The organism is Paenibacillus sp. EKM301P, from assembly GCF_011800295.1.
GTDB lineage: Bacteria > Bacillota > Bacilli > Paenibacillales > Paenibacillaceae > Paenibacillus > Paenibacillus polymyxa.
Genome location: NZ_JAALFM010000023.1, coordinates 1 through 18177, shown reverse-complemented (window position 1 = coordinate 18177; position 18177 = coordinate 1). Strand labels below are relative to the sequence as shown.

The 18177-nt window shown below is 50.3% G+C and carries 8 protein-coding genes; 6 read left to right on the top strand and 2 right to left on the bottom strand.

Features of this window, described 5'->3' with window-relative positions; translation table 11 throughout:
- Positions 1–325 precede the first annotated feature (325 nt).
- A complete protein-coding gene (glmS, locus tag HFD99_RS24470; protein ID WP_016818743.1) occupies positions 326–2158 on the top strand; it encodes a glutamine--fructose-6-phosphate transaminase (isomerizing) in 1833 nt (610 codons plus the stop codon).
- Positions 2159–2396: 238 nt separating this feature from the next.
- Entirely contained in the window at positions 2397–2615 is a 219-nt protein-coding gene (locus HFD99_RS24465; protein WP_051517969.1) for a hypothetical protein, read from the top strand.
- 1095 nt (positions 2616–3710) lie between these two features.
- On the opposite strand, the gene HFD99_RS24460 is transcribed toward HFD99_RS24465, so the two are convergent.
- Entirely contained in the window at positions 3711–4589 is an 879-nt protein-coding gene (locus HFD99_RS24460) for a hypothetical protein (protein ID WP_016818710.1), read from the bottom strand.
- A 121-nt stretch (positions 4590–4710) separates the two neighbouring features.
- Between HFD99_RS24460 and HFD99_RS24455 the strand changes: the two genes are divergently transcribed.
- Positions 4711–5652 (top strand): zinc-binding dehydrogenase, encoded by a 942-nt coding sequence (locus HFD99_RS24455; RefSeq protein ID WP_025365924.1) that lies wholly within the window; start codon positions 4711–4713, stop codon positions 5650–5652.
- Between the two features lie 521 nt (positions 5653–6173).
- On the opposite strand, the gene HFD99_RS24450 is transcribed toward HFD99_RS24455, so the two are convergent.
- Entirely contained in the window at positions 6174–6341 is a 168-nt protein-coding gene (locus tag HFD99_RS24450) for a helix-turn-helix domain-containing protein (protein ID WP_016818708.1), read from the bottom strand.
- A 306-nt stretch (positions 6342–6647) separates the two neighbouring features.
- Between HFD99_RS24450 and HFD99_RS25845 the strand changes: the two genes are divergently transcribed.
- The 3 genes from HFD99_RS25845 to HFD99_RS24430 all read left to right on the top strand — a co-directional run.
- Entirely contained in the window at positions 6648–7022 is a 375-nt protein-coding gene (locus tag HFD99_RS25845; RefSeq protein WP_025365923.1) for a TnsA endonuclease N-terminal domain-containing protein, read from the top strand.
- Positions 7023–7703: 681 nt separating this feature from the next.
- Positions 7704–8132: a hypothetical protein gene (locus HFD99_RS24435; protein ID WP_123797684.1), complete on the top strand. Its 429-nt coding sequence runs from the start codon at positions 7704–7706 to the stop codon at positions 8130–8132.
- A gap of 140 nt (positions 8133–8272) precedes the next feature.
- On the top strand, positions 8273–18177 hold a 9905-nt coding region (locus tag HFD99_RS24430), incomplete at its 3' end, for a non-ribosomal peptide synthetase (RefSeq protein ID WP_167441029.1).

Genomic DNA, 18177 nt, shown 5'->3' with positions numbered 1-18177 from the left:
CGAAACATTCGGCGGGGACCTTCCGGTGAAGCATCAACCCGTAAACCGGCAGCGGAAAATGAACAGGCAACTGTTTACACAACGCACCGGTAGATGCCCTAATTATTTTATAACCTAAATTATAAGATTCATTTCATGAATGTGCGGCCATCATCATTGGCGTGCGCGGTTTGGGAATTTCGTTACATTCGTGAAGAGATGCCTGTAAATTCTATAGTTATCATTGACAACTTCATAGATGAATGAACTTTATTCCACAATCTACCGCACACGTTAGTCCTGTGATGAGTCGTCTTGTGAAATGATGATCGGGAGGATAACGAATATGTGTGGCATTGTAGGATATATTGGTAATCAGAATACGCAAGAGGTATTGATTGACGGACTGAAGAAGCTGGAGTACCGCGGGTATGACTCTGCGGGTATTGCCGTGTTTACAGATTCAGGACTGCAAGTAGCCAAGGCAAAAGGTCGTCTGGCGAACCTAGAAGCTAAACTGGATGGTACACCGTTGGTAGGTCATGCAGGCATCGGACATACACGTTGGGCAACGCATGGTAAGCCTTCTGATGAAAACTCCCATCCGCATTTGGATGAGAGCCAAAAGTTCTCTGTAGTTCACAACGGAATTATTGAGAACTATCTGGAACTGAAGGAACAGCTGATCAGCGAAGGTCATACCTTTATTTCCGAAACGGATACAGAAATCATTTCCCATCTGGTTGCGCGTGAGTATGAAGGAGATATTGTTAAAGCAGTACAAAAAGCAATTACCTTTATGCGCGGTGCTTTTGCACTGGGAGTGCTGACCGAGCACGAGCCTAATAAGCTGGTAGCTGTTCGTCAAGCCAGTCCGTTGGTTATTGGTGTGGGAGAAGGCGAGAACTTTATCGGTTCCGACATTCCGGCTATTCTGAAATATACACGCAATGTATTTATTTTGAACGATGGCGAAATGGCTGTTCTGACTAGTGATGCTGTCGAATTAATGACAATCGAAGGCCAATTTATTTCTCGGGAAATGATTCATGTCGAATGGGATGCTGTTACAGCGGAAAAAGGCGGCTATGAGCATTTCATGTTGAAAGAAATTCACGAACAGCCTAAGGCTTACCGTGACACGATGTTGGGTCGTATCGATAAAGATACTAAAAAAGTTGTTCTTCCAGAGCTGAAGCTGACAGAAGAACAAATTAAAAATATCCGCAACATTCAAATTGTAGCGTGTGGTACAGCTTACAATGCTGGTTTGATTGGCCGTACGGTTATTGAAAGTATGGCTCGTATTCCGGTAGAAAACGATGTAGCTTCCGAGTACCGCTACCGTTCTCCTATCGTAACACCAGAGACATTGGTGATCGTGGTGAGTCAATCCGGTGAAACTGCTGATACATTGGCAGCACTGCGTGAAGCACAAGCAAACGGGGCTCATGTACTGGCGATTACAAATGTAGTCGGCAGCTCTATCGCCCGTGATGCAGATGATGTGTTGGTTACACTGGCAGGACCGGAAATTGCCGTAGCCTCCACCAAAGCGTATTCTTCCCAGTTGATTGCATTTTATCTGTTGGGTCTGTATCTGGCTCAAGTACGTGGCACACAAACGGATGAGCAAGTAGCTCATGTGCTGGCTGCTATGGAATCACTGCCAGAGCAAGTAGAAGAGATGTTGGGTAAAGCAGATGCGATCAAAGCCTATGCTGAGCAAATTGCTAGCAACAAGCACTTATTCTTTATTGGTCGTGGTCAAGACTATGCTGTAGTACAGGAAGGTTCCCTGAAGCTCAAGGAAATCTCCTACATTCATTCCGAGGCATATGCTGCGGGTGAACTGAAGCATGGTACACTGGCATTGATCGAAGAGGGAATTCCAGTTATCGCTTTGGTAACACAGGAATCCGTGTTGGAAAAAACCGTGAGCAACATTAAGGAAGTCAAAGCTCGTGGCGGTGACGTGCTTGCAATCACATATGAAGAGCATGCTGTCGAGCTGTTGAAATCCGTAGATCAAGTATTTGCAATTCCAAAAACACTTCCGATTCTGTCGGCTGCCATTTCAGTTATAGCTCTCCAACTGTTGGCTTACTACGCATCGCTTGCACTAGGTCATGATGTTGATAAACCACGTAACCTGGCGAAAAGTGTTACTGTAGAATAAGCTTTAGTAAAATTCTAAATTCATTGTCTGGTGATAAAAAAAGTGTGGAACCAGTAAAAAAAGTCTGGAACTAGTCATTTTACAAACATCAAGAAAGATCCCGATGATATATCGGGATCTTTTTAGTTTAGGAGGGCAATTATGTCTACAATAGGCCAACGAATTCGAACGATTAGAAAAACAAACAACTTAAATCAAATAAAGTTTGCAAATATGATTTTGAATTTTTCAAGGAACGTTGAGTGAGCTGGAGCAAGATAAATACAGACCCTCTCTTGATATAATTATAGCAATTAAAGAAAACTTCAATTCCCATATAGAGTGGTTAATCGTTGGAGATACGCCTGTATCAAAGAACACTATTTTTAATTTAGCCATTGAAGCTCAGGAATTAGAACTTATTCTTTGTTTCGAAAACTTACTAAAGAAGATAGAGATGAAATTATTGATTTTATAAAACTGAAGATTGTTCGGTACTAATCTTTTACGGGAGTTCCTTAATAATATGTCTTAGAAATACTCATTTTAATCTTGGTACATAAAAGTCACGAATTATCCGTATACCAATTATTCCTGGCATTTATATATAAAAAAATTAACAATGACTATAATATGAATAGAGAAAGGAGTGTAATAATTCATATCCCTAAATTCACTTAGCATATTGCTTTTGTAACACCCCACGGTTTCTGTTTCAGCAGTTTTTTTATACTTGCTCAAGAGCCGTACGTGAGAAATGGTTAGAAAGAGCTTTGAAAGAAGGCGGTTCGAATCTCAGCATTAGATATATCCCAACTGATCTAAAATCAATTTACATAAGAAATGAATTTGAAGATTATGAAGAATGTAGATTGGTGGTAAAAGAATCATCAGCTATCACATAGTTAATTAAATTGTAAAAGAAGGTGTGAGGCGCTACTTCTTTAAGTGAACTAATGGGTACTAAAATTTTCCATTTACTATATCTTTTCTTTAAAGGAGAGACAGAAAATGCTCTATTAAAAAGGGTAATATTTTTACCGATTAGATTCAAATCTTGTTGTTCTAATACTGCTCATTTAATTCAATTCGAAAACCAGAATTTAGAAATGCTGTCTACAGACAATAAAGTTATGTACTAAACAATAAAGTTGTGTGCTAAATATTAAGGAAACATAATAAAAGAATCACTTTTAGTAAAATCAAAATCCTGATGAACAAGTGTCATCAGGATTTGTTAAAATCAAGTCGGCAGCTTTGGTTTAAATAGAAATCGATATTATGGTAAAGAAATATTAGAAAAGTTAATGACAGGTGTTCGGTGAAAATAAAGTATTAGACTAGAGTTGTTGATTTAGCGAGGTTTTTGAACTGAAGAATCGTCAGCTTTTGAAAAATGAGTTTTAGACTGAACAATTAATATAAAGCAGCGGCAGACCAAGACTTGATAAATAAAGCCTTAGACTGCCGCTGTTGTCATTCAACTAACGTTCCCCAATAGTTTAATAAACCACCTATTCTGAATTATCAGCTACCAATAACTTTTCGTTTCCATCTTCTTGTAAGTATCGGATTAGACAAATGTACAATCAGCTGGACATCCCAGGTTCTCGAAAACTGTGCGCGCGGCAGAATCTACCGGTAGGAAAACCTCAATTTGCGGATATAAGCGGCCGCCTGCGGAAATCGAAACCTGTCTGTAGCGTACGGGAATAAGGTCTCCGGAGCTTTCTATTCTGGCTAGAATTGTTTGTATTTGATCAACATTTCCCCCTACATCCGGCACACTCAGATATTCGCACGCGTTATATTTCTGAACTCTATCCAGCAATTTTTGATACCACGCATCATAACGCGAGAGCATGTGCTCACTCTTAAAGGCTTGTATTCCGTTTATGATGTGCTCCTCCCACTGCTTAAACGACGCCTTGTCAAACGTGGAGCGGGACCGGATAGGAAAACCAGAATTAAAATGTAAATCGACCCTATTCATTAAACCGTCATATGAACGGTCGAGAGGGATTTCGAACAATTGATGAAACGGCTCATTTAATCCCTTGATGTCCTGAGTATGTGTTACGACCATGGCGGGAAAAGGGATACTCCTCATCGTTTGCTGAGCCCACTCTAATGCACGCTCCAACGACCGTCCATACAATTCGGTCTGAATTGGAAGAAAGCCGGCTGCCAAAAGCAAATCGTTACGCTCGTCGGATGTACACTCAAGATATTCTGCAATATTTATTATCGTCTGGCGGGTCGGTATGCGGCGGGTACGTCCAACCAGCAGATTTTTATACGAAGGAAAAGCCTCGTCGTTCAGCTCTTGTTGAGTAAATCGTTTCAAGGAGGGTTGAGGTCGATCGACAAGCTTTTGCTGGCGTTTTATCCGCAGGGCTTCAATTTCTCCCATTACGATTCTATGTCTGGAATTCTCCGTATCTATATCCATCTTCTCTTCCCTTCTCTCATGAAGTGTAGTTCTGCACTTGGGCCGAACCTTTATTTAAAGTATACTCCTCATTGAAATGAAGTTCATCTAATGACCATAACCAACATGGAGGAAAACCGATATGATTCGTACTATTGTTGTTGATCCGCATGCCCCGTCTCATTTGGCCTTCAAGGAAGTTGACGCCCCGCAGCCTAAGCCATGGGAAGCGCTTGTGCAAGTGAAGGCCGTCTCACTCAACCGCGGTGAAGTGAGTGACGCTAAAAATCAGGAAATATCTAGCCGTCCTGGCTGGGATTTCGCCGGGATTGTCATCGAGCCGGCAGAGAACGGCGCAGGACCGCAAAAAGGGGCTAGGGTTGTTGGTTTGCTCCCGATGGGAGCCTGGAGCGAGCAGGTGGCTGCTCCCGTATCGTTGTTGGCCGAAATCCCAGACAAACTCACTTTTACGGAGGCGGCTACCCTCCCCGTAGCAGGGCTCACGGCTCTTTATGCACTTCGAAAAGGCGGCATGCTGCTTGGCAAACGGATTTTCATTACAGGCTCTAGCGGCGGAGTTGGGCTATTCGCCCATCAGCTTGCAGTCCAATCCGGCGCATACGTTGTAGGTACGGCAAGCACGGAAGAGAAGGCTGAGCTTGTTCGGGAGGTCGGATCCGACGAAGTGATCATTGGATATTCCGCAATTTCATCAGCCAGCAAATTTGGGCCGTACGATCTGATCATCGATTCAGTAGGCGGCAATGCGCTGGCGGCGTTGCTGCCGCAGCTAGCGCCCCAAGGGATTTGCGTTGCGGTAGGATTTTCCTCTTCAAATACCGCAATGATCGATATGAAGAATATGGTGACCAGCGGAGGAAGAACCTTGTACAGCTTCTTTTTAGGTGAGGAACTCACTCGTCAATCAGCCGCGGACGATCTGAGTTTGCTGGCCCGGCTGGTCACAGATGAGCGGTTAATCCCACGTATCCAAGTGGAGGCGCCTTGGACCGAAATTGACACCGTTGCCCGTAATCTTATGGAACGGAAATTCTCGGGCAAAGCCGTGCTTCACTTAGATTGATTATATAAGTTTGCAACTATAATCCCAGGAATCTAAAAACGAATCTGAAAAAGAAACGGCAGTAGTTCACCCTTACTCGTTTGAGTGGGAGTACCGCTGCCTTTCAATGAACCCGGCTATTTGACCTTTATATTTCGTATAGTAATCCATCCAGCTTTAATAGCAACACAGTTATTCCTCTACCCTCAGTGGCACCGCTTTAAGAATGTTCATTTTCTCTCACTATTCTGCCAGTTGGCTTAATGAAGTGCTCACCAGTTTAATACTTTATTTTCTTCGGACAACAGGACAACATATTTATAAGGAATTAACGTTCATATTTTTAGGATTTTAATAAAAAATATAAATCACATATATTGGATTTTTGTACACAACTTTATTGTCCGAAGAGAAATGCTAAAAGATCAAAGGATTTTATGATTTTCTCGTTATTAAGGTCCGAATGAATTGTATCAATTGAGTCCACATAGTAGGGGAACGGCATTTGATTAGCAATACAGGGTAAATAATCGGTTGTAACATCAAAAACCTTTGCTAAAGATTATTAAATGATTAATTTCAGGCCGTGCTACATTTCGCTCCCAATTAGAAACAACCTGTTTAGTTACCCCGATTTTATTAGCAAGTTCCTCTTGTGTCCATTTATGGAGTAGTCTTAAATTTCTACATTGGTGTCCCAAAGTATTCATGAGTTCACCTCTATTGAGAATATCAAATAGGTTTTTACCCGACCCATATGCTTACTAATTATGCCTACTTAATAGCTCATATTATAGCTTATTCATACCCTATGAGTAGCCTATGAATAGGCTACGAAGTAAAATATAGCTAAAAAATATTACTTTGCTATTGTATAAAGCGGTGAGTTGTTATATTCTACATTTGTATTTTGAAGTAAACCTAAAATATATCTTAGGAGTAGATCTATAGCATCTATTCAACGGAAAATCAAAGAAGGAAGAGGTCAAGGCCACTTTTCGGAATATAAACCTTGGTTGACTGTACATGATGTACCTTCAATAGGGATAGTTACTCGAATTCTTGGTTGGAAAAGTGGTCGACTTCACCATTATCTGTCTAAACACTTTGAATTGACACATCATTACCAAATGGAGTGGTCAGAGCAAGTGATTGATATTCGCGAACAATTTCCTTTATTACCCCTAGATAAAACCCTCTATGCACAAAAGTTAGGCATTAAACATCCAACTGACCCCAAGAATAAGCTTCCCATCATTATGAATACAGATATGTTACTTACAATAAAACAAGAAGAAAGTATAAAATTTATTGCATATTTTTTGCGAAAGTTACAAGAGAACAAGATGAATTATTTGGTTTACCAAGTGGGTACTGCATGCAAATCGTGAAATATTTAATAGCGAAGCGCTATTGGGTAGTGGATATGACTCATCTAATACAGCCTACTCTACAATCCATGATTATTTTAGAAAATGGCTTCCCATCGGGAGGTATCTCTTTTATCTGACGGAAGATACCTTGCGGGATTTTTCGCGGATTTTCCAGCAGAATATCTAGCTGACATCCAGTCACGTTTTCAGCTAGGCTTCCAGAAATTTGTTAGGTAATCATGTTAAGTTATCGCAAAGTGCAAGGATTCGGAGCACCGGCAGAGAATATCTACAGGGAAGATCTCCCAAATCGGCCGGCACCCCGTCTGAATGTCGACATTCGTCGAATTCCTCATTGATGGCAAACCATTCCCAGCGTTTCCTCTCCATTCGCTCTTTTTAGGCAAAATATTAACATCTTATGTTGGACAGACCAAATTTAACTGAAGTTTTACTATACATTCTTGGAAATTTTGATATAATTCTACATAGGTCAACTTTCCAATTATGATAGAAAATAGAATTTGATGGTTTTTATACCTATCCAAGCTGTGCGCGAGAGACCAGTCCACTGGCTACCCAGCAAGCCGGCATGCGGGGACCGACAATTGTGGAAAATGACAGCCGAGAGTATGTTGCTCCATGACGTCGGAAGGTTCAGAAAGGACAAATCCAACCTTATCCCAATTCCGATGGAGGATGAAGCGCGTGATCATTTTTGAAAAGCTGGAATTCTCCGCCAATCCAAGGGCTGTCCGGTTCATGCCATACGGAGCATTCTTTGAGCCTCATGCAGCACCATCGTCACATCTAATCGTCAGGAAAAGCTCACTACCCCGCAGCCGATCTTTACTTATCCACACCAGGCGGGGGAATACACAAATCGTACATAGAGTGTATCAATATCCCTTAAACATAGGCTTCGACAAAGGCAGCTCCGGTGCCGAATCCGGAGGTACGGCCGACTTCCTGCTGGCCAGCCGGAACCCTACAGCAAGCCTTACATCGATGGGAGGAACATCCCTTGTCCAACCCCCGAATCCAATTCCGAACCCATTGTTAAACCAAAGACCGTCTTCGGGCGGCTCGTCCGCAGCAAGCATAATGAAGCAGAGGAGCCGGAAGTAGCGCTTCTCTTGCGTAGAACGATGCTCTTTGTTGTCTTTCACGCATGGGAGCCGAGCAGCTGCTAGACAGAGGATTGCCGCATGCGATCAACCGGGCAAGCGAAGCGGTGACCTGGCGAAAGCCATTGACATTGTTGGCACATGTTTGAAAAGGCGGAGAGCGAGGCTGGAGCGTTGCTGCTGCATATGCTCCGCCGGATTGCTTTTACCGATGAAGAGAGGGGAACGATCCAGATGGCTTTTGAAAAAGAAACGTTGTTTTGGAACGAAAAATTCGGTAGCGACGATTATACCTTGACGCGGCTACCTTACAGCAAAGCTCCAAGCTCCCTGACGCCCATTATGACAACCGTCGGTGGAACGCTTTCGGAGGAAGTGGCGCAGCGCGTCCTTCAAATGAGCAAGGGCGCTCCTCTGGCCACTTTTATGATTTTGCTCGCAGGTGTTCAGTCACTCTTGCATAAATATACAGGCGCTTCTGACATTCTGGTCGGCATGCCGGTTGTACGGAAACCGACGGAGACGCGCCGATCCGTTAATCATACGTTCATTTTGAAAAACTCGCTTTCGGCGGGTGCGACTTTTAAAACGCTTCTGAGCGAGCTGAGGACTTCCTTGCCGGAAGCGATTCAGCATCAACATATTCCATTCTTGAAAATGACGGAGAAGCTGGATCTGCAATATGCAGACGGGATACCCGCCGTCCATACGCTAGTATCCCTTAAGGAACTGCATCTGGACGAAATTGGGCAAAACGTGGTCACGGATTGTTCCTTTGAATTCAGCTTAACAGGCGGGGCGATACAGCTAGCGCTGTCATATAACGAGCACTTATATGACTCCGAGTTCATGACTCGGGTCGTAGGCCATCTGAATCGCCTGCTGACCGTGGGGCTTCACGAGTTGGAGCTTGACATCGTGCGTGTGGACATGCTGTCGGAGGACGAGAAATTTCAATTGTTGCAAAGCTTTAACGATACCGAGAAGGACTATCCCCGTGATCGGACGATTCATCAACTCGTGGAGGAGCAGGCGAAGCGGGTGCCCGAAGCGACGGCGGTTGTCTTTGAGGGTCGGCGGCTTTCGTACGCGGAGCTGAACGAACGGGCGAACCGGCTGGCGCGGACGCTGCGATCGGTCGGTGTGCTGCCCAATCAGCTGGTAGGCTTGATGGCCAGGAGATCACTGGAGACGGTCGTTGGCATACTGGCGGTTCTGAAAGCTGGCGGTGCCTACGTGCCGATCGACCCGGAATACCCGGAAGAACGCATCCGCTACATTCTGGAGAACTCGAACGCGCAGCTGCTGCTGACTCAAAGGGAGCTGCTGCAGCAGGTGCCGTTCGAAGGAACCGTGTTGGCGCTGGATGACGAGCAGACCTACAGCGACGATGGCTCGAACTTGGAGCCGGCCAGCGGTCCGAATGATCTTGCTTATGTCATCTATACGTCAGGTACGACGGGCAAACCCAAAGGGGTCATGCTGGAGCATCGCGGTTTGGTCAGCTTGAAGCTAATGTTCGCGGATAGGCTAGGCATCACGGAGCATGACCGGATCGTTCAATTTGCCAGCCTGTCGTTCGACGCGTCCTGCTGGGAAATGTTCAAAGCGCTCTATTTTGGCGCGGCTTTGTATATCCCGACGGCCGAGACGATTCTCGACACCCGCTTGTTCGAGAGTTATATGAACGAGCATGCGATTACGGCGGCGATTTTGCCTCCAACGTACAGCGCTTATTTGAACCCGGACCGCCTTCCCAGCTTAACGAAGCTCGTAACGGGAGGCTCTGCGGTATCGGCCGAATTCGTGCAGCAGTGGAAACCGAAGGTCCACTATTTCAATGCTTACGGCCCTACCGAAGCTTCGATTGTTACGACGCTTTGGGATGCGGATGAGGAGCAGTCGGAGCGCAGAGTCATTCCGATCGGGCGCCCGCTGGCCAATCACCGGATTTTTATTTTGGATGCCCACCTGCAGCTTGTGCCTCCGGGAGTGGACGGCGAGCTTTGTGTGGCAGGCGTGGGGCTTGCGAGAGGTTACTTGAACCATCCGGAGCTGACGGCAGAGAAGTTCGTGGAACATCCGTTTGCGCCTGGAGAACGCCTTTACCGGACGGGAGATCTCGCCCGCTGGCTGCCGGACGGAAATATTGAGTACTTGGGCCGGATCGATCATCAGGTGAAAATCCGTGGATTCCGGATCGAGATCGGCGAGATTGAAGAGCAACTTCTGAAGATCGACTCCGTGCAGGAGACGATCGTAATCGCGCGGGAAGGCAAAAGCGGGCAAGAACTGTGCGCTTACCTGGTCGCGGGCCACCCGCTTACGCTCGGCGAGTTGAGAAGCGCGCTGGCGCAAAAATTGCCGAATTACATGATTCCGGCGCATTTTGTTCAGCTTCCGCGGATGCCGCTCACGCCGAACGACAAAATCGACCGCAAGGCTTTGCCCGCCCCGGAAGGAAACGCACTGACCGGCGGCGCGTACGTAGCTCCCCGCAATGAAGCCGAGCGGACGCTTGTCGATGTGTGGCAGGCGGTATTGAACGCCGATCGCGTTGGGGTAACGGATCATTTCTTCGAGCTGGGCGGAGACTCGATCAAGTCCATTCAAGTATCTTCGCGGCTTCATCAAGCCGGGTACAAGCTGGAAATCCGGGATTTGTTCAAATATCCGACTATTTCACAGCTCAGCCTGCGTGTGAAACCGATCGGACGTACCATCGATCAAGGCGAAATAACGGGTGAAACGGCGCTGACGCCGATTCAGCATTGGTTTTTCGAGAGCTCCTTTGCGGACCCGCATCATTTCAACCAGTCGGTGATACTGTACCGGAAGGAACGCTTCGACGAAGAGACGGTGCGTCAGGTGCTGCAAAAGCTGTCCGAGCATCATGACGCCTTGCGGATGGTGTTCCGCAAAACGGAACAAGGGTTTAGCGCGCGGAACCGTGCGATTCAAGAAGGCGGGCTGTTCACGCTGGACGTGTTCGACTTCAAGGATGCAGAGAATACCGCGCAGGCTGTGGAAGCGAAGGCAACGGACATTCAAGCGGGCATCGATCTGGAGAACGGGCCCCTTGTGAAGGCAGGACTGTTCCGATGCGCGGACGGCGATCATTTGCTGCTCGCGGTTCATCATGCCGTGGTGGACGGCGTGTCTTGGCGTATTTTGATGGAGGATTTCGCCCTGGGTTACGAGCAGGCCGGCAAAAGTGAGGAAATTCGTTTCCCGGCAAAAACGGATGCGTACCGCACTTGGTCCGAGCAGTTGGCCGCTTACGTGCAAAGCCCGGAGATGGCGAAGGAACGGGCCTATTGGCAGGCCGTGGAACAAATTGCGGTTCCGGCCTTGCCGAAGGATCTGGAGGCGGACGTTACGACGCAGCAGGACAGCGAATCGCTGTTCGTCTGTTTGACTCCCGAAGAAACGGAACTGCTGCTGAAGCGGGTTCACCGGGCCTACAACACCGAAATGAACGATATTTTGGTAACGGCGCTCGGCATAGCCATTCGCAAGTGGACGGGACACGAACGGGTGCGGATCAATCTCGAAGGACACGGACGCGAATCGATCGGAACGGATATCGACATCACGCGCACAGTCGGCTGGTTTACGACCAAGTTTCCGGTCGTCCTGGAGCCGGAAACCGACCGGGATTTGGCCTATCAGATTAAACAGGTCAAGGAAAGCTTGCGCCGCATTCCGAACAAAGGGCTTGGGTACGGCGTATGCCGCTATCTCTCCAAATCGGAGGATGGCTTTGTTTGGGGTGCAGAGCCGGAAATTAATTTTAACTACCTCGGTCAGTTCGACGATGATGTCAACCAGGACGAGATCGGCATATCTTCTTATTCCAGCGGCAGCCCGGCCAGCGACCGGCAGGCCCGCAGCTTTGTGCTGGATATCAACGGCATGGTGCTGGACGGCGCTTTATCGCTCGATCTCAGCTACAGCCGGAAGCAGTATCGCAAGGAAACGATGGAAGCCTTCGCTCAGCGGCTTGAGCAAAGTCTCCGAGAGCTCATTACCCACTGCGCAGGCAAAGAAAACACCGAATTGACGCCGAGCGACGTGCAATTTAAAGGCTTGACCATCGCGGAATTGGAGCAAATCGCCCAGCGCTCGGGCCATCTCGGGGAAATCGAGAATATTTACTCGCTTACGCCGATGCAGAAGGGCATGTGGTTCCACAGCGCGCTTGACCGGCAGACGGCCGCTTACTTCGAGCAAACGCGGTTTACGATGCGGGGAGCACTCGACGTCCAGCTTTTCGAGAGGAGCTGGATGGAGCTTGCGAAACGTCATCTGGTGCTGCGGGCAAATTTTGTGAAAGGACCGGCGGGCGAGCCGCTGCAAATCATATACCGCGACAAGCCGGTCGGCTTTGAATATGAAGAGCTGCTCCATTTGCAGGCGGACGAGAAACAAACGTATTTGGATAAAAAGGCCGAGGATGACAAGCTTCGCGGCTTCGACCTGGAACATGATGCGCTCGTTCGGGTTACGATCCTGCGCACCGAAGAGCAAAGCTATCATGTGCTGTGGAGTTTCCAGCATATTTTGATGGACGGCTGGTGCCTGCCGCAGCTGACGCAGGAGCTGTTTGAGACGTATTCGGCCTTGGCATCCGGCAAGCAGCCAGCGGGAGATAAGGGATCGGATTATGGCGCTTATATCGAATGGTTGGAGAAACAGGACGATCAGGCGGCATCCGGCTATTGGACGGCATTCCTGGCAGGTTATGAAGGGCAAACCGTACTCCCAGGACAAAAGGAACCGGCGCCAAACGGCAGATTTACGGCTGATCACGTCACCGCCGAGCTCGGCAAGGATTTGAGCGAGCGAATGGACCGGGTGGCGAAACAGCGCCTAGTTACGGTCAATACGCTGCTGCAAGCCGCTTGGGGCGTGATGCTGCAAAAATATAACGGGACAAACGATGCCGTATTCGGCAGCGTCGTGGCCGGAAGACCGGCGGAAATCCCGGGCATCGAGTCCATGATCGGGCTGTTCATCAATACGGTACCGGTCCGCGTCACGAGCGAAGCGGACACCGTGTTCGCCGACCTGATGGTGAAGCTCCAAGAGCGGGCGCTGGAGTCTGGTCGTTATGATTACTATCCGCTGTATGAAATTCAAGCCCGCAGCGTGCAAAAGCAGAACCTGATCAACCATATCATCGCTTTCGAGAACTATCCGGTGGACGAGCAGATGGAGCAGGCGGGCGACCAGCAGCACGGAGACCTGACGATCGCTGACGTTCAGATGGAGGAGCAGACGAACTATAACTTCAACGTGACCGTGGTGCCGGGAGTCGAGATCGAAATTCGTTTCGACTTTAACGCCGAAGTGTTCGATAAAGACAGCATCGAGCGGCTCAAGGGGCATCTGGTCCATCTGCTGGAGCAGGTGACGGATAACCCGGAAATTACAGTGGGCGAGCTGGAACTTGTGACGGAGGCGGAAAAGGCCGACCTTCTCGGACGTTTTAACGACACCATCACGGAATTTCCGCGCGGGAAGACGCTCATTCAATTGTTCGAAGAGCAGGCGGAGCGCATCCCGGATGCAGCTGCCATCTCCTTGAATGAGCAAGAGCTGACCTACCGCGAGCTGAACGAACGCGTCAATCGCCTTGCCCGTACCTTGCGTAGCCACGGGATATCCAAAGGCCGTCTGGTCGCCATTATGGCTGAGCGTTCCATCGAAATGGTGGTGGGTATGCTGGCGGCACACAAAGCCGGAGCGGCTTACGTACCGATTGACCCGGAATATCCCGAGGAGCGTATCCGTTTCTTGATCGAGGATTCGGGAGCGCAGGTCATGCTGACGCAAAGCCGCTTGCGCGAGCGCCTGGCGGGTTCGGACTCCGTGATCTTACTGGATGACGAGTCCTTCTATCACGAGGACGGCACAAATCTTAATCCGGGCACCGAAGCGACAGATCTGGCCTGCGTCATCTATACGTCAGGTACGACGGGCAAGCCGAAAGGCAACCTTGTTTCGCACCGCAACATCGTGCGGATCGTGCGAAATACGAATTATATCGACATCACCGAGCGGGATCATGTCCTCCAGCTTTCAAGCTATTCGTTCGACGGAGCGATTTTCGATATTTTCGGCGCTTTGACCAATGGGGCGCGGCTGGTGCTGGTTCCCCGCGAGACTTTGCTGGAAATCGGCCGGCTGGCGGATCTCATCCAGCACGAGCGCATCTCGGTCATGCTGATTACGACGGCTTACTTCAACGTCCTTGTAGATGTGAACGTCGACTGCCTGCGGGATGTCCGGGCGATTTTGTTTGGAGGAGAGCGCGTGTCGGTCGGCCATGTGCGTCGAGCGCTCGCCCATATCGGACCGGGCAGGCTTAACCACCTGTACGGCCCGTCGGAAAGCACGGTTTATACCACGTACCTTCCGGTCGACTTTGTCGATGAGTCGGCGGTTACCGTACCCATCGGACGGCCGATCAGCAATACGACGGTGTATATCGTCGACAGCCGGAATAAGCTTCTGCCGATCGGCGTGGCTGGAGAGCTTTGCGTCGGCGGAGAAGGTTTGGTACGGGGCTACAACAACCGGCCGGAGCTGACGGCGGAGAAATTTGTCGACAATCCGTTTGTACCGGGAGAGCGCATGTACCGAACGGGGGATTTGGCCAAATGGCTGCCGGACGGCACGATCGAATACGTGGGACGGACGGACGACCAAGTGAAAATCCGCGGCTTCCGTATTGAACTGGGCGAGATCGAAGCTCAGCTTCAGAAAGTGGAGGGAATTCGGAAAACGACGGTATTCGCGAGGGAAAACGCCTTCGGCGAGAAGCAGCTTTGCGCCTATTATGAAGCGGACCGCGAGCTTCCAGCGGCCGAGTTGAAGAACGTGATTTCCCAGGAACTGCCGGCCTACATGATCCCGGCGTACCTGATCCAGTTGGAGCGGCTCCCGCTGACGGCGAACGGCAAGGTCGACCGCCGATCCCTTCCGACGCCGGAGGAGAGCTTGCAGCCGGGCGAAGGACGTACTCCGCCTCGGACTCCGCTGGAAGCCAGCTTGGCCGGAATTTGGAAAAGCGTACTCGGATTGGAGCACATCGGTGTTCATGACAACTTCTTCGACCTGGGCGGCCATTCCCTGCGGGCGACGACACTGGTGAGCAAGGTGCATCAGGAGCTGAACGTCGAGCTGCCTCTGCGCGACGTATTCCGCTACTCGACGATCGAAGAGATGGCTCTCGCCATCACCCGGATCGGAGAGCAGTCATTCTCGTCGATTCCGCTGGCAGGCGTAAGAGAATATTATCCGCTTTCCTCAGCTCAGAAGCGGCTGTTTATCCTGAATCAGCTAGAAGGGTCCGATCAGAGCTACAACATGCCGGGCGTGCTGCTGCTGGAAGGATCGATTGACCGGAGCCTGCTGGAGAAGGCTTTCCGCGGACTGATCGTACGGCACGAAACGCTACGAACCGGCTTTGAGATCGTACAAGGCGAAGCAGTACAGCGCATTTACGAGAGCGTCGACTTTGCCGTCGAGTACCGTCATGCGAGCGAGGAAGAAGCGCCTGAAGTCGTGCAGGCCTTCATCCGACCTTTCGACTTGGCGAAGCCTCCGCTGCTGCGGGTGGAGCTCGTAGAGCTCGCAACCGAACGTTATTTGCTGATGTTCGACATGCACCATATCGTCTCCGACGGGGTTTCGATGGATGTGTTAGTCGAGGAACTCGTTCGTCTGTACGGTGGCGAGTCATTAGAGCCTTTGCGCATTCAATACAAGGACTATGCGGTATGGCAGCAGTCGGACGAGCAAAAAGCGCAGTTGAAACGCGAGGAAGCTTACTGGCTGGACCGTTACCGGGGTGAACTGCCGGTTCTGGAAATGCCGACGGACTATCCGCGTCCTGCCGTGCAGAGCTTTGAGGGACAAACGCTGACGTCCTTCGTGGACGAGGCAACGAACGAAGGCTTGAAGCAACTGGCCGCTCAAAGAGGAACGACGCTGTATATGGTGCTGCTTGCGGCATATACCGTGCTTTTGCATAAATACACAGGTCAGGACGATTTGATCGTCGGAACGTCGATTGCGGGCAGAACGCACGGAGACATGCAGCCTTTGATCGGAATGTTCGTCAATACGCTGGCGCTCCGCAATTATCCGGCTTCGGAGAAGACTTTCCTGTCGTATCTGGAAGAAGTGAAAGAAACGACTTTAGGTGCTTACGAGCATCAGAATTATCCGTTCGAAGAGCTCGTCGATAAAGTGCAGGTCAGCCGGGATTTGAGCCGCAACCCGCTGTTTGACACGATGTTCTCCCTGCAAAACTTGGAGGATAAAGAGTTTGAGCTGGAAGGGCTGAAATTGTCCCCGTACCCTAGCGAATACGGTACGGCCAAGTTCGACCTGAGTGTGGATGTTACGGAAGAAAACGGCGGCCTGGAGTGCAGCTTTGAATTCGCAACGGCTCTTTATAAAGAAAGCACGATCCGGCGGTTGTCGACTCATTTCGGACATTTGCTTGCGGCGATCGTAAGCTGTCCGGATGCGAAGATTGCCGAGCTGAACTTGCTGACGGCAGAGGAAAAAGAACAAATTCTCGGCGCGTTTAACCCGGCGCAGCCGGAAGCGGCTCCTGCGGCGGCGTTCCACCGGCTGTTCGAGGAACAGGCGGAGCGCACGCCGGAAGCGGCGGCCGTCGTGTACGAGAACGACCGGCTGACGTATGCGGAGCTGAACGAGCGGGGAAACCGCTTGGCGGCTACGCTGCGCACAAGCGGCATCGGCCGGGAGACGATCGTCGGCATTCTCGCCGAGCGTTCGGTGGACTTGCTGGTGGCCGTGCTGGCCGTCTGGAAAGCAGGCGGGGCGTATGTGCCGCTTGACCCGGATTACCCGGCGGAGCGCGTGCGGTTCATGCTTGAAGACAGCGGAGCGAAGGTGCTGCTGACGCAAACGGCGCTGCGAGAGCGTGCCGAAGCCTGGCTCGGCGAAGAGGAGCTGGCGCTAGCGGCGGTGCTGTACCTGGACGACGAAGCGTCGTACAGCGAGGAGCGGGCGAATGCGCCGATTGTCTTCGGCATTTCCAGCAAGCTGACGGATGCTGTGGACGACGGTGATGAGAGCCCTCAGAATGTTGGCACCGACAGCTTCCATGAAGCCCGTCCGGAGGATCTGGCTTACGTAATCTACACGTCGGGAACGACGGGCAAGCCGAAGGGCGTGATGATCGAGCACCGCGGCCTGGTGAATACGGCGGCGAGCTACCGGCGGGAATACCGGTTGGATCAGTTCCCGGTGCGGCTGCTGCAGCTCGCAAGCTTCTCGTTCGACGTGTTCGTGGGAGATATCGCGCGGACGCTGTATAACGGAGGCACGATGGTGATTGTGCCGAAGGACGACCGGATTGATCCGTCTCGTCTGCACCATTGGATTGAGCAGGAGCGGGTCACCATCTTCGAATCGACGCCAGCGCTGATCGTGCCGTTCCTAGAGTACGTGCACGAGCAGCAACTGGATATGAGCCGGATGGAGCTGTTGATCACGAGCTCGGACAGCTGCAGCGTGGCGGATTACCGGACCTTGCAGGAACGCTTCGGCTCGTTGTTCCGGATCATCAACGCATACGGCGTGACGGAAGCGGCGATCGACTCCAGCTTCTACGACGAGGAGCTGGCGAAGCTGCCGCAGACAGGCCATGTGCCGATCGGCAAAGCATGGCTGAATGCGAAATTCTACATCGTTGACGCGCACCTGAATCCGATGCCGGTCGGGGTGCTGGGCGAGCTGGTCATCGGCGGAGTCGGAGTGGCGCGCGGGTACTTGAACCGTCCGGAGCTGACGGAAGAGAAGTTCGTAGACAGCCCGTTCGCCGCGGGCGAGCGGCTGTACCGCACGGGAGACTTGGCGCGGTGGATGGAAGACGGCAACGTGGACTTCATCGGCCGGATCGACAACCAGGCGAAAATCCGGGGCTACCGGATCGAGACGGGCGAGATCGAGTCGCAGCTGCTGCGGGTGGAAGGCGTGCGCGAAGCGGTGGTGCTGGTTCG